This is a genomic window from Klebsiella sp. PK18 (genome assembly GCF_057784655.1).
Map to the genome: position 1 here is coordinate 1 of NZ_CM173493.1, position 12,695 is coordinate 12,695.

A 12,695-nucleotide genomic window follows, 5' to 3' on the forward strand; every position below is an offset into this window, starting at 1 on the left:
GGGCTTTTCGGCTAATGCAGGGTCTTGTCGACGTGTGCCAACAATCATGATTGTTTCTGTTTTTCTTTGATATCGATTTTATGTTCGAGTGGAGTCCGCCGTGTCACTTTCGCTTTGGCAGCAGTGTCTTGCCCGATTGCAGGATGAGTTACCAGCCACAGAATTCAGCATGTGGATCCGCCCATTGCAGGCGGAACTGAGCGATAACACGCTGGCACTGTATGCGCCAAACCGTTTTGTGCTCGACTGGGTAAGGGACAAATACCTCAATAATATCAATGGACTCCTCAATGACTTTTGCGGTGCTGATGCCCCGCAGCTGCGTTTTGAGGTGGGTGCTAAGCCAGCCAGCTCGCTGCAGAAAGGAGCGGTAAGCCCGGCTGCGGCGGCCATTCCGGCGGCGCAGGTGCAGACCGCGCGTGTGGCGCCGACGATCGTGCGCCCAGGCTGGGATAATGTCCCGGCGCCAGCGGAGCCGACCTACCGCTCTAACGTTAACGTGAAACACACGTTTGATAACTTCGTCGAAGGTAAATCTAACCAGCTGGCCCGCGCGGCGGCGCGTCAGGTGGCGGATAACCCGGGCGGGGCCTACAACCCGCTGTTCCTTTATGGCGGCACCGGTCTGGGGAAAACCCACCTGTTGCACGCGGTGGGTAACGGCATTGTGGCGCGTAAGCCGAACGCCAAAGTGGTCTATATGCACTCCGAGCGTTTCGTCCAGGACATGGTCAAAGCGCTGCAAAACAACGCCATCGAAGAGTTTAAACGCTACTACCGATCCGTTGACGCCCTGCTGATCGATGACATTCAGTTCTTTGCTAATAAAGAGCGATCCCAGGAAGAGTTTTTCCACACCTTCAATGCCCTGCTGGAAGGTAATCAGCAGATCATCCTGACGTCGGATCGTTATCCAAAAGAGATCAACGGCGTAGAAGATCGTCTGAAATCCCGCTTCGGCTGGGGTCTGACGGTGGCGATCGAGCCGCCGGAGCTGGAAACCCGCGTCGCGATCCTGATGAAAAAAGCCGATGAAAACGACATTCGCCTGCCGGGCGAAGTGGCGTTCTTTATTGCCAAGCGACTGCGCTCAAACGTGCGTGAGCTGGAGGGGGCGCTGAACCGCGTTATCGCCAACGCCAACTTCACCGGCCGGGCGATCACCATCGATTTCGTGCGCGAAGCGCTGCGCGATCTGTTGGCGCTGCAGGAAAAACTGGTCACCATCGACAATATTCAAAAGACGGTGGCGGAGTACTACAAGATTAAGGTAGCGGATCTGCTGTCCAAGCGCCGCTCCCGTTCGGTGGCGCGTCCTCGCCAGATGGCGATGGCGCTGGCCAAAGAGCTGACCAACCACAGCCTGCCGGAAATCGGCGATGCGTTTGGCGGCCGCGACCATACCACCGTGCTGCACGCCTGCCGTAAGATTGAGCAGTTGCGTGAAGAAAGCCACGACATTAAAGAAGATTTTTCCAATTTAATCAGAACATTATCCTCGTGACGCTATGAAATTTACCGTAGAACGTGAACATTTATTAAAACCGCTGCAACAGGTGAGCGGTCCGTTAGGTGGTCGTCCGACGCTGCCCATTCTCGGTAACCTGCTGCTTCAGGTCGCGGACGGCGCACTGTCGCTGACCGGTACCGATCTTGAAATGGAGATGGTGGCGCGCGTGGCGCTGGTTCAGCCGCACGAAGCGGGCGCAACGACCGTTCCGGCGCGTAAATTCTTTGATATCTGCCGCGGCCTGCCGGAAGGCGCGGAGATCGCGGTTCAGCTGGAAGGCGATCGGATGCTGGTGCGTTCCGGCCGCAGCCGCTTCTCGCTGTCGACGCTGCCTGCTGCCGATTTCCCGAATCTGGATGACTGGCAGAGCGAAGTGGAATTTACCCTGCCGCAGGCGACCATGAAGCGTCTGATCGAAGCCACTCAGTTCTCGATGGCGCACCAGGATGTTCGTTACTACTTAAACGGCATGCTGTTTGAAACCGAAGGCAGCGAACTGCGCACGGTGGCCACCGATGGTCACCGCCTGGCGGTCTGTTCGATGCCGCTGGAAGCGTCGCTGCCGAACCATTCGGTGATCGTGCCGCGTAAAGGGGTGATTGAGTTGATGCGGATGCTCGACGGCGGCGATACCCCGCTGCGCGTGCAGATTGGCAGCAACAATATCCGCGCTCATGTGGGCGATTTTATCTTTACGTCGAAGCTGGTTGATGGCCGTTTCCCGGATTATCGCCGCGTATTGCCGAAAAATCCGGATAAACATCTCGATGCTGGCTGTGACATTCTCAAGCAGGCCTTCGCCCGCGCGGCAATCCTCTCGAACGAGAAATTCCGCGGCGTGCGGCTGTACGTCAGCGAAAATCAGCTGAAAATCACCGCTAACAACCCGGAGCAGGAAGAGGCGGAAGAGATCCTTGACGTGACCTACGCCGGAACGGAGATGGAGATTGGCTTCAACGTTAGCTACGTGCTGGATGTGCTCAATGCGCTGAAATGCGAGAATGTGCGCATTCTGCTGACGGATTCGGTGTCGAGCGTGCAGATTGAGGATGCGGCTTCACAATCCGCCGCCTATGTCGTCATGCCTATGAGATTGTAGTGGAAAATATCAGGCTATCTTACTTGCCATTTTCAACCTGGGCTGTGCTCGCCCCTGTCACGTACTTCGTGTACGCTCCAGGGTCTGCGCGCAGTCCGCGTTGAAACTGGCTGCGCCGATAACGCCCTGGCCCAAAGAACGCTGATATGTCACTGACGCGCTTGCTCATCAAAGACTTCCGCAATATTGAAAGCGCGGATCTCGCTTTATCTCCCGGCTTTAACTTCCTGGTTGGCGCGAACGGCAGCGGCAAAACCAGCGTGCTGGAAGCTATCTATACGCTCGGTCATGGCCGGGCGTTTCGTAGTTTGCAAATTGGCCGGGTGATCCGCCACGAGCAGGAGGCTTTTGTCCTGCACGGCCGCCTGCAGGGCGAAGAGCGGGAAACCGCCATCGGCCTGACCAAAGACAAACAGGGTGACAGCAAGGTGCGCATCGACGGCACCGACGGCCACAAAGTGGCGGAACTGGCGCACCTGATGCCGATGCAGCTGATTACGCCGGAGGGGTTTACTTTACTCAACGGCGGCCCCAAATACAGAAGAGCATTCCTCGATTGGGGATGTTTTCACAACGAAGCCGGATTCTTCACCGCCTGGAGCAACCTGAAGCGCCTGGTCAAGCAGCGCAACGCCGCGCTGCGTCAGGTGAGCCGCTATGCCCAGCTGCGGCCGTGGGATCTGGAATTAATCCCGCTGGCGGAGCAGATCAGCCGCTGGCGTGCCGAATACAGCGCCGCTATTGTCGAAGACATGGCGGATACCTGTCAGCAATTTTTACCGGAATTCACCCTCACCTTCTCTTTCCAGCGCGGCTGGGAAAAAGAAACGGACTACGCCGAGGTGCTGGAGCGGAATTTCGAGCGCGACAGAATGTTAACCTACACCGCCCACGGCCCGCATAAAGCGGATTTCCGTATTCGCGCCGACGGGGCGCCGGTGGAAGATACCTTGTCGCGCGGGCAGCTTAAACTGCTGATGTGCGCCCTGCGTCTGGCGCAAGGTGAGTTCCTCACCCGCGTCAGCGGGCGGCGCTGCCTGTACCTGATAGATGATTTTGCCTCGGAACTTGATGATGCCCGCCGCGGTCTGTTATCCAGCCGCCTGAAAGCGACGCAGTCGCAGGTTTTCGTCAGCGCGATCAGCGCTGAACACGTTATGGACATGTCGGACAAAAATTCGAAGATGTTCCGCGTGGAAAAAGGTAAAATAACGGATTAACCCAAGATTAAATGAGCGAGAAACGTTGATGTCGAATTCTTATGACTCCTCCAGTATCAAAGTCCTGAAAGGGCTGGATGCGGTGCGTAAGCGCCCGGGTATGTATATCGGCGACACGGATGACGGCACCGGTCTGCACCACATGGTATTCGAGGTTGTGGATAACGCTATCGACGAAGCGCTCGCGGGTTACTGCAAAGATATCGTTGTCACTATCCACAGCGATAACTCCGTCTCCGTACAGGATGACGGTCGCGGCATCCCAACCGGCATTCACCCGGAAGAGGGCGTCTCCGCAGCGGAAGTTATCATGACCGTCCTGCACGCCGGCGGTAAATTTGATGATAACTCCTATAAAGTGTCCGGCGGTTTGCACGGCGTAGGCGTCTCGGTGGTTAACGCCCTGTCGCAGAAGCTGGAGCTGGTTATCCAGCGCGATAACAAAGTCCACAAACAGATTTATGTGCACGGTGTACCGCAGGCGCCGCTGGCGGTGACCGGCGAGACCGATAAAACCGGCACCATGGTGCGTTTCTGGCCGAGCCATGAAACCTTCACCAACGTTACTGAATTCGAATATGACATCCTGGCGAAACGTCTGCGCGAGCTGTCGTTCCTGAACTCAGGGGTCTCTATCCGCCTGCGCGATAAGCGCGACGGCAAAGAAGATCATTTCCACTACGAAGGCGGCATCAAGGCGTTCGTTGAGTATCTCAACAAGAACAAAACGCCGATCCATCCGAATATCTTCTATTTCTCCACCGAAAAAGACGGTATCGGCGTGGAAGTGGCGCTGCAGTGGAACGACGGTTTCCAGGAAAACATCTACTGCTTTACCAACAACATTCCGCAGCGTGACGGCGGTACTCATCTGGCGGGCTTCCGCGCGGCGATGACCCGTACCCTCAACGCCTACATGGATAAAGAAGGCTACAGCAAAAAAGCGAAAGTCAGCGCCACCGGCGACGACGCGCGTGAAGGTCTGATCGCCGTGGTATCGGTGAAAGTGCCGGATCCGAAATTCTCCTCACAGACCAAAGACAAGCTGGTCTCCTCTGAGGTGAAGTCTGCGGTAGAACAGCAGATGAACGAACTGCTGAGCGAATACCTGCTGGAAAACCCATCCGATGCCAAAATCGTGGTCGGCAAAATTATTGACGCCGCGCGCGCCCGTGAGGCCGCACGTCGCGCCCGTGAAATGACCCGCCGTAAAGGCGCGCTGGATCTGGCAGGCCTGCCGGGCAAACTGGCGGATTGCCAGGAACGCGACCCGGCGCTGTCTGAACTCTACCTCGTGGAAGGGGACTCCGCGGGCGGCTCTGCTAAACAGGGTCGTAACCGTAAGAACCAGGCGATCCTGCCGCTGAAGGGTAAAATCCTCAACGTTGAGAAAGCCCGCTTCGATAAAATGCTCTCTTCCCAGGAAGTGGCGACGCTGATCACCGCCCTTGGCTGCGGCATCGGCCGCGATGAGTACAACCCGGATAAACTGCGCTATCACAGCATCATCATCATGACCGATGCGGACGTCGACGGCTCGCACATTCGTACCCTGCTGTTGACCTTCTTCTACCGTCAGATGCCGGAAATCGTCGAACGCGGCCATGTCTACATTGCCCAGCCGCCGCTGTACAAAGTGAAGAAAGGCAAGCAGGAACAGTACATTAAAGACGACGAAGCGATGGATCAGTATCAGATCGCTATCGCTCTTGACGGTGCGACCCTGCATACCAATGCCAATGCGCCGGCGCTGGCGGGCGAACCGCTGGAAAAACTGGTTGCCGAGTTCAACGCCACCCAGAAAATGATTGGCCGCATGGAGCGCCGCTTCCCGAAAGCGATGCTGAAAGAGCTTATCTATCAGCCGACCCTGACCGAGGCCGATCTGGCTGACGAGCAGAAGGTAACCCGCTGGGTGAACACCCTGGTTTCCGAGCTGAATGAGAAAGAGCAGCACGGCAGCCAGTGGAAATTTGATGTCCGCGAGAACGGTGAATTGCAGCAGTTTGAGCCGATTATCCGCGTCCGTACCCACGGGGTGGATACCGACTATCCGCTGGATAACGAGTTCATCATGGGGCCGGAATATCGCCGTATCTGCACCCTGGGCGAGAAACTGCGCGGCCTGATGGAAGAAGATGCCTACATCGAGCGCGGCGAACGCCGTCAGCCGGTAGCCAGCTTCGAGCAGGCCCTCGACTGGCTGGTGAAGGAGTCCCGTCGCGGTCTCTCCATCCAGCGCTATAAAGGTCTGGGCGAGATGAACCCGGATCAGCTGTGGGAAACCACCATGGATCCGGACAGCCGCCGCATGCTGCGCGTAACCGTTAAGGATGCGATCGCTGCCGACCAGCTGTTCACCACCCTGATGGGCGATGCCGTTGAGCCGCGTCGCGCCTTTATCGAAGAGAACGCCCTGAAAGCGGCGAATATCGATATTTAAGCCGCGTATTTCCCGGTAACGCGTTTTACCGGGGCAACAGGATGTGTAAGCCCGGTCGCATTGCGTGACCGGGCTTTTTTTTGCTGCTAAAAGGGGATTCTTCGCTCCCGCTTCCATCCCCCTTTCTGCCCGACACTTTTACTGTTTTTTGAGCGGAATCGCGTTAGCATGAGGGAAGACTCATCTTACCCGGGGATCCTATGGCTATTAAACTGATTGCAATCGATATGGACGGCACGCTGCTGCTGCCAGACCATACCATCTCTCCTGCGGTGAAAGCCGCCATCGCTGCGGCGCGCGAGCGGGGTGTCAACGTGGTGCTGACCACTGGTCGCCCTTACGCTGGCGTCCACAGCTATCTGAAAGAGCTGCATATGGAGCAGCCGGGTGATTACTGCATTACCTACAATGGCGCGCTGGTGCAGAAGGCCGGTGACGGCAGTACCGTTGCGCAAACCGCGCTAAGCTATGACGACTATCGTTTCCTCGAGCAGCTCTCCCGCGAGGTTGGCTCTCACTTCCACGCGCTCGATCGCAACACGCTCTACACCGCGAACCGCGATATCAGCTACTACACCGTCCACGAATCCTACGTGGCGACCATCCCACTGGTGTTCTGTGAAGCGGAAAAAATGGACCCTGAGATCCAGCTGCTGAAGGTGATGATGATCGATGAGCCGGCGATCCTGGATAAGGCCATCGCCCGTATCCCGGCGGAAGTGAAAGAGAAGTACACCGTGCTGAAAAGTGCGCCGTACTTCCTCGAAATTCTGGATAAACGCGTCAATAAAGGCACTGGCGTGAAGTCCCTGGCCGATGCGCTGGGTATCAAACCGGAAGAGATTATGGCGATTGGCGATCAGGAAAATGATATCGCGATGATTGAGTTTGCCGGCGTCGGCGTGGCGATGGATAACGCCATTCCCGCGGTCAAAGAAGCGGCGAACTTCATCACAAAATCTAACCTCGAAGATGGCGTCGCCTTCGCCATTGAAAAATACGTTTTAGCGTAAGCGTTCTTCAGGCCCGGCGTTGTCCGGGCCGATCTTCTCTTTTTTCATGAACAGATGTTAATCCGCATTTAAATCCCTTATTCCGTACAGGGGATTCTATAAGCTACCCGCCCTCTTTTTCGCAATGCTTCACTAACATCATAATTTTCATGAATATATACCACCGTTTGATGTTGGTTGCGCTGCCATTCGCCTCTGTACAGATTTGCGTGGCCGCGGAACCAACGGCGCCGCTTGAGCCGGTATACGCCTATCACGGCGCAGAACCGGCGGATCTGCCTGCGCCGGTCAAAACCGAGACCGCAGTAGCGGAACCAACCGCGATATTGTCTTTTTTAGGCGATGAGGCCAGAAAACGCGGCTACGTCCTGCCGCTGCCGTTCGGCGTCAGCATGAACTATATGGATATGCGGCAGAATATTAATGTCGACAGCATTAACTTCACCGGGCTGTCGCTGGATGGCCGTAACATCGATTGCGGTAAGGATCCTGTCTGCAAACACGCCGTGAATAACATTTTCGCTAATGGACCGGTCTCGCTGGATAACGCCTTCCAGATTGGCGTCGGTAATACGCGGGAAAGCAGCAAAACCGAGACGCTTAAGCTGGATGCCTGGCTGCTGCCATTTATGAACGTTTATGGCCTCGTCGGACACACCGAAGGGCATTCGATTTCGCAGATTGCCGTTGGTCTGAAGGGGCCAAACGGTAAAGTAGTGCCCCTGCCGGGGATGCAGGATCTCGACTTTCGTCTCGATTTTAAAGGCACCACCTACGGGATGGGCACCACCCTGGTGGGCGGCGTCGGCAACTGGTTTACCGTGCTGGACGCCAACTACACGCAAACGCGCTTTGATATCCTCGACGGAAGTATCGACGCGTTTACCTTTTCGCCGCGCGTAGGCTATCGTTTTAATACGCCATCGGTCGATACGCTGCATCTCCCCGCCGGAAAGCTGAACCTGTGGGTCGGCAGCATGTATCAGGACGTACAGCAGGAGTTTAAGGGCAGTCTCAACGATCTCTCAATGCCGTCGCCGATGCTGCAAAATATGGTCAATCTGGCCAATCAGGACAATAACGGTCGCTTCGATGTGAAACAGCATTTGCAGTCGCCGTGGAACGTACTGGTGGGCGCGCAGTACGAGCTGACGCAGCATTTCAATATTACTACCGAGTTTGGCTTTGCCGAACGTAACAGTTTTTTTATCGCCGGTGAGTATCGCTTTTGAGCCGACTGTTTATCCTTTTTCTGCTGCTGTTAACCTACCCGATCTGCAGCCAGGCCGAGACGCTCAGCCGCGAGAAAATCAACGGCTGGCTGCAGCATCTCGGCGCCAGCGATAAGTTCGACGCCAGCAAAGGCATCGACTGGGGCGTGATGCCCGGTCCGTTCTATACGCCGGAGCTGGGGCTGGGCATCGGCACCGCGGTCGTCGGCATGTATCGCCCCGATCCGCAGGATACCACCAGCCAGAATTCCACCCTGACGCTCAGCGGCTACGCCAGCTCCACCGGCGCGTTTGGCCTCAGCGTGAAAAACTACGCCTTTTTCGACAACGATCTGTGGCGCGTATTTGTTGAAGGGTCGATGGCCAATACCCCGACTTACTACTGGGGGCAGGGTTTTCACGCCGGAGATAAAGACAACGAGAAGGAAAAATATACCGCCCAGGTGCTGACCCTGCGCCCGACAATCTACCGGCAACTGATCGACAATGTTTATCTCGGCGCGGGGTGGTCGCTGGCGGCGCAGAATGCCGATGAGATGGACCACGACGTTTTACCGAAAATAGAAAGTACCCCACAGGGACCGTCGGTATTCAGCTCTGGCGCCAGCATCGATATCAACTGGGACGATCGCGACTTTGTCCCCAACCCGCGCCGGGGCCAGTATGCCAACTTCCGCTACACCCATTACGCCCCCGGGTTAGGCAGCGATACCCGTTTTGATGAATTTCAGCTGCACTATAGCCATTATCATGCCCTGAGCGAGAAAAGCGTGCTCGCCTGGGAGGCCGATGGCGCCTTCACCCAAGGGGATGTACCGTGGAGCATGATGCCCCTGCTGGGCAGCGACGAGCGGATGCGCGGCTACTATCAGGGGCGCTACCGGGATAAAAACGTCGTTAGCAGCCAACTGGAATACCGTCGGCAGCTCACCTGGCGGCACGGGATTGTGGCCTGGGTCGGGGCGGGAACCATGGGGCCGTCGCTGTCATCGCTGAACAATGGCCGCTGGCTGCCTACCGGCGGCGTTGGCTATCGTTTCGAGTTCAAGCCGCGGGTCAATATCCGTCTTGATTACGGCATCGGCAAAGGCAGCAGCGGGTTCTATTTCCAGGTTGGAGAAGCGTTTTAAGCACATTGTCGGGCATTCAACCCCGCGCGGATTGCGGTATGCTAACGCCACTCTTATATCGGCCCGGTCAGCACGCCATGAAACAAGTTACCTTTGCCCCTCGCAACCACCAGCTCACTAACACCCGCACCTGGACCCCCGACAGCCAGTGGCTGGTGTTCGACGTCCGCCCGTCCGGCGCGTCGTTCACCGGTGAAACCATTGAGCGAGTGAACGTAAACAGCGGTACTGTGGAGACCGTCTATCATGCCACGCAAGGCGCGCATGTCGGCGTGGTGACCGTGCATCCAACCCAGGAGCGCTATGTGTTTATTCATGGCCCCGAGCAGCCGGATGCGCAGTGGCAGTATGATTTTCATCATCGCCGCGGGGTGGTGGCCTTTCAGGGGGCCGTCGAGAATCTGGACGCCATGGACATTACCGCCCCTTACACACCCGGCGCGCTGCGCGGCGGCAGCCACGTCCATGTCTATAGCCCCAACGGTCAGTTCGTCAGCTTTACCTATAACGACCACGTGCTGCACGAGCGCGACCCGGCGCTGGACTTGCGCAACGTCGGCGTGGCGGCGCCATATGGGCCGGTGACGCCGCAGGGAAAGCATCCGCGCGAATATAGCGGCAGCCACTGGTGCGTGCTGGTAAGCCGCACGACACCGACTCCCGTGCCGGGCAGCGATGAGATTAATCGCGCCTATGAAGAGGGCTGGGTCGGGAACCATGCGCTGGCGTTTATTGGCGATACCCTGGCGGAAAATGGCGATAAAGTGCCTGAGCTGTTTATTGTCGATCTGCCGCAGGATGAAGCCGGCTGGAAGCAGCCTGGCGGGGCGCCGCTGGCCGGTACCGCAACCACAATGCCGGCGCCGCCGGCGGGCGTCAGTCAGCGTCGTTTGACCTTCACCCACCATCGCCGCTACCCGGGACTGGTGAACGTCCCGCGCCACTGGGTGCGCGCCAATCCCCAGGCGACGGCGATAGCCTTTCTGATGCGCGATGACGCCGGCGTGGTGCAGCTGTGGCTTATTTCACCGCAGGGGGGCGAGCCGCGTCAGTTGACGTATCATGCGTCGGGTATCCAGTCGGCGTTTAACTGGCATCCATCAGGAGAGTGGCTGGGCTTTGTGCTGGAGGATCGGATTGCCTGCTGCCATGCCGGCACAGGCGATATCACCTTTTTAACCAAGGTGCATGCGCATGCGCCCTCGGCTGATGCGATCGTCTTTTCGCCAGACGGTAAACAGATTGCCTGGATGGAGGAGGTGGACGGTTATCGCCAGCTGTGGGTCACACAGACCGGACGATAACTTACTGGGCAGGCATCGGCGCTGGCGGTATCACCGAGTTGGTCGCCAGCGTGGCCTTCTCGCTTTTTTCGACCCGTGATTTGATTGAGCTGTCGGTGCGGAACATATCCCACGGCAGCAGCAGGGTATCCATGACGGCGGTGAACGGCATGTCCAGCGCCACCAGTGATTTCACACCCCAGTTGGTATCGCTGTCTCCCAGCGTTTGCGCACTGGATCGCGTGCCCGGATAGGTTCCCTCTTTGCCACCGGTATGTGACATTACGCTGGAGCAACCGCTCAGGCTTATTATCCCGCTGAACAGGACCAGCTTTAACAGTCGTCTGCTTTTCATTGTTCTTCCATCGTCGTTTCGGGCGTTGAGATAACCTTTCAGCGGTTATATCGGGCCAACCCGTGAATGCATAGCGTTATTGCGCCGCACTGTGGCGGGCATCGCACTTTGCTTTTTGTGCTCCTCCCCCCAGTCTAAGCAATCATCGGCAAACTGCAAAAAAATTCGCCCTCAATCCCTTGAAAAGCACGGGGAGAAACCCATTTTATAGGTGTAACCCACTGAGAATACGCCTGAGGGGTATTCCGGATTACCGCGGCCTGTCCACGATGGAAGGTCATTTGATTCTCGCTGATTTTCAGGAGCTATTTACTATGCGTAACTTCGATCTCTCCCCGCTATATCGTTCAGCCATTGGTTTCGACCGCCTGTTCAACCTGCTGGAAAACAATCAAAGCCAGAGCAACGGCGGCTACCCTCCGTATAACGTCGAGCTGGTAGACGAAAACCACTATCGCATCGCTATCGCGGTGGCTGGCTTTGCTGAAAGCGAGCTGGAGATCACGGCCCAGGACAATCTGCTGATCGTCAAAGGCGCCCACGCCGCCGAGCAGAAAGAGCGGACCTACCTGTATCAGGGGATCGCCGAGCGTAACTTCGAGCGCAAATTCCAGCTGGCGGAAAATATTCACGTCCGCGGCGCCAACCTGGTGAACGGCCTGCTGTATATCGATCTGGAACGCGTGATCCCGGAAGCGAACAAGCCGCGCCGCATCGAAATCAACTAATTGTCCGTTTCAGGCCGCGTGGCGGCCTGATGTCACAACCTGCTCGCCGTCAGGGAGCAGATGCGAATTGACAGAATTCGCAGGTATTCACTCGCTTCTTAGAAGGAGAAAACACTATGCGTAACTACGATTTATCCCCCCTGCTGCGTCAATGGATCGGCTTTGACAAACTGGCCAACGCCCTGCAAACCGCCGGTGAAAGCCAGAGCTTCCCGCCCTATAACATCGAAAAAAGCGACGATAACCACTATCGCATTACCCTTGCGCTGGCCGGTTTCCGTCAGGAAGATCTGGATATTCAACTGGAAGGCACCCGTCTGGTGGTGAAAGGCACGCCGCAGCAGCCGGAAAAAGAGACCACATGGCTGCACCAGGGGCTGGTGAGCCAGGCCTTCAGCCTGAGCTTCACCCTCGCCGACAACATGGAGGTCTCTGGCGCGACCTTCACCAATGGCCTGCTGCATATCGATCTGACCCGCAATGAGCCTGAGCAGATTGCCCCGCAGCGTATCGCCATCAGCGAACGACCGGCGCTAAATAGCTAATAAAGTAACCTACTGATAAGGCCCCGTTTTTCGGGGCTTTTTTGTGCCGGTCTGTTTGCTGGTATTGTGCGCCAGGCGGCATACAACCCGTCTGGCTGCGGTCATAATCCCTGTAGTTAATGGTGTTATTCACAGGG

11 protein-coding genes and 1 other annotated feature are annotated in these 12,695 nt (G+C 56.9%); of the genes, 10 read left to right on the plus strand and 1 reads right to left on the minus strand.

The window, feature by feature from the left end; all coding sequences use genetic code 11:
• The first annotated feature begins 100 nt into the window (after positions 1-100).
• The 8 genes from dnaA to AC3EMD_RS00040 all read left to right on the plus strand — a co-directional run bounded on the left by dnaA (position 101) and on the right by AC3EMD_RS00040 (position 10,951).
• Entirely contained in the window at positions 101-1,504 is a 1,404-nt protein-coding gene (gene dnaA, locus AC3EMD_RS00005) for a chromosomal replication initiator protein DnaA (RefSeq protein WP_012540254.1), read from the plus strand.
• Between the two features lie 4 nt (positions 1,505-1,508).
• Positions 1,509-2,609 carry a DNA polymerase III subunit beta gene (gene dnaN, locus AC3EMD_RS00010; RefSeq protein WP_008806743.1) on the plus strand — a complete coding sequence of 367 codons (1,101 nt, stop codon included), beginning with the start codon at positions 1,509-1,511 and terminating at the stop codon, positions 2,607-2,609.
• 146 nt (positions 2,610-2,755) lie between these two features.
• Positions 2,756-3,829, plus strand: coding sequence for a DNA replication/repair protein RecF (gene recF, locus AC3EMD_RS00015; protein ID WP_008806744.1), 1,074 nt, complete (start codon positions 2,756-2,758; stop codon positions 3,827-3,829).
• Positions 3,830-3,857: 28 nt separating this feature from the next.
• Positions 3,858-6,272 carry a DNA topoisomerase (ATP-hydrolyzing) subunit B gene (gene gyrB, locus AC3EMD_RS00020; protein WP_012967008.1) on the plus strand — a complete coding sequence of 805 codons (2,415 nt, stop codon included), beginning with the start codon at positions 3,858-3,860 and terminating at the stop codon, positions 6,270-6,272.
• A gap of 200 nt (positions 6,273-6,472) precedes the next feature.
• Complete coding sequence (yidA, locus tag AC3EMD_RS00025; RefSeq protein ID WP_008806746.1) at positions 6,473-7,285, plus strand: sugar-phosphatase; 813 nt, start codon at positions 6,473-6,475, stop codon at positions 7,283-7,285.
• 149 nt (positions 7,286-7,434) lie between these two features.
• Positions 7,435-8,517 carry a hypothetical protein gene (locus tag AC3EMD_RS00030; RefSeq protein ID WP_302073869.1) on the plus strand — a complete coding sequence of 361 codons (1,083 nt, stop codon included), beginning with the start codon at positions 7,435-7,437 and terminating at the stop codon, positions 8,515-8,517.
• Complete coding sequence (locus AC3EMD_RS00035; RefSeq protein ID WP_080923867.1) at positions 8,514-9,647, plus strand: BamA/TamA family outer membrane protein; 1,134 nt, start codon at positions 8,514-8,516, stop codon at positions 9,645-9,647. Before AC3EMD_RS00030 ends, AC3EMD_RS00035 begins: the two co-directional genes overlap by 4 nt.
• 77 nt (positions 9,648-9,724) lie before the next feature.
• Positions 9,725-10,951 carry a YidR family protein gene (locus AC3EMD_RS00040; protein WP_046622907.1) on the plus strand — a complete coding sequence of 409 codons (1,227 nt, stop codon included), beginning with the start codon at positions 9,725-9,727 and terminating at the stop codon, positions 10,949-10,951.
• Between the two features lies 1 nt (position 10,952).
• Here AC3EMD_RS00040 and AC3EMD_RS00045 read toward each other — a convergent pair whose 3' ends face one another.
• Positions 10,953-11,285 carry a YceK/YidQ family lipoprotein gene (locus AC3EMD_RS00045; protein WP_004151524.1) on the minus strand — a complete coding sequence of 111 codons (333 nt, stop codon included), beginning with the start codon at positions 11,283-11,285 and terminating at the stop codon, positions 10,953-10,955.
• Between the two features lie 245 nt (positions 11,286-11,530).
• Positions 11,531-11,606: a sequence feature (ROSE (Repression Of Heat Shock gene Expression) occurs in the 5'-region of heat shock genes and acts as an RNA thermometer to modulate expression.), on the plus strand.
• On the opposite strand from AC3EMD_RS00045, the gene ibpA reads away from it, so the two are divergent.
• Together ibpA and ibpB are read left to right on the plus strand one after the other, a co-directional pair.
• Complete coding sequence (ibpA, locus tag AC3EMD_RS00050; RefSeq protein ID WP_004151523.1) at positions 11,600-12,013, plus strand: small heat shock chaperone IbpA; 414 nt, start codon at positions 11,600-11,602, stop codon at positions 12,011-12,013. (Overlaps the previous feature by 7 nt.)
• A gap of 116 nt (positions 12,014-12,129) precedes the next feature.
• Entirely contained in the window at positions 12,130-12,558 is a 429-nt protein-coding gene (gene ibpB, locus AC3EMD_RS00055) for a small heat shock chaperone IbpB (RefSeq protein WP_008806750.1), read from the plus strand.
• The last annotated feature ends 137 nt before the right edge of the window (positions 12,559-12,695 follow it).

What these genes read in the sequence shown, in the direction of transcription:
- dnaN (WP_008806743.1), top strand. Translation starts at nt 1,509, where the DNA reads ATGAAATTTACCGTAGAACGTGAACATTTATTAAAACCGCTGCAACAG.
- recF (WP_008806744.1), top strand. Translation starts at nt 2,756, where the DNA reads ATGTCACTGACGCGCTTGCTCATCAAAGACTTCCGCAATATTGAAAGC.
- gyrB (WP_012967008.1), top strand. Translation starts at nt 3,858, where the DNA reads ATGTCGAATTCTTATGACTCCTCCAGTATCAAAGTCCTGAAAGGGCTG.
- yidA (WP_008806746.1), top strand. Translation starts at nt 6,473, where the DNA reads ATGGCTATTAAACTGATTGCAATCGATATGGACGGCACGCTGCTGCTG.
- AC3EMD_RS00030 (WP_302073869.1), top strand. Translation starts at nt 7,435, where the DNA reads ATGAATATATACCACCGTTTGATGTTGGTTGCGCTGCCATTCGCCTCT.
- AC3EMD_RS00040 (WP_046622907.1), top strand. Translation starts at nt 9,725, where the DNA reads ATGAAACAAGTTACCTTTGCCCCTCGCAACCACCAGCTCACTAACACC.
- AC3EMD_RS00045 (WP_004151524.1), bottom strand. Translation starts at nt 11,285, where the DNA reads ATGAAAAGCAGACGACTGTTAAAGCTGGTCCTGTTCAGCGGGATAATA.
- ibpA (WP_004151523.1), top strand. Translation starts at nt 11,600, where the DNA reads ATGCGTAACTTCGATCTCTCCCCGCTATATCGTTCAGCCATTGGTTTC.
- ibpB (WP_008806750.1), top strand. Translation starts at nt 12,130, where the DNA reads ATGCGTAACTACGATTTATCCCCCCTGCTGCGTCAATGGATCGGCTTT.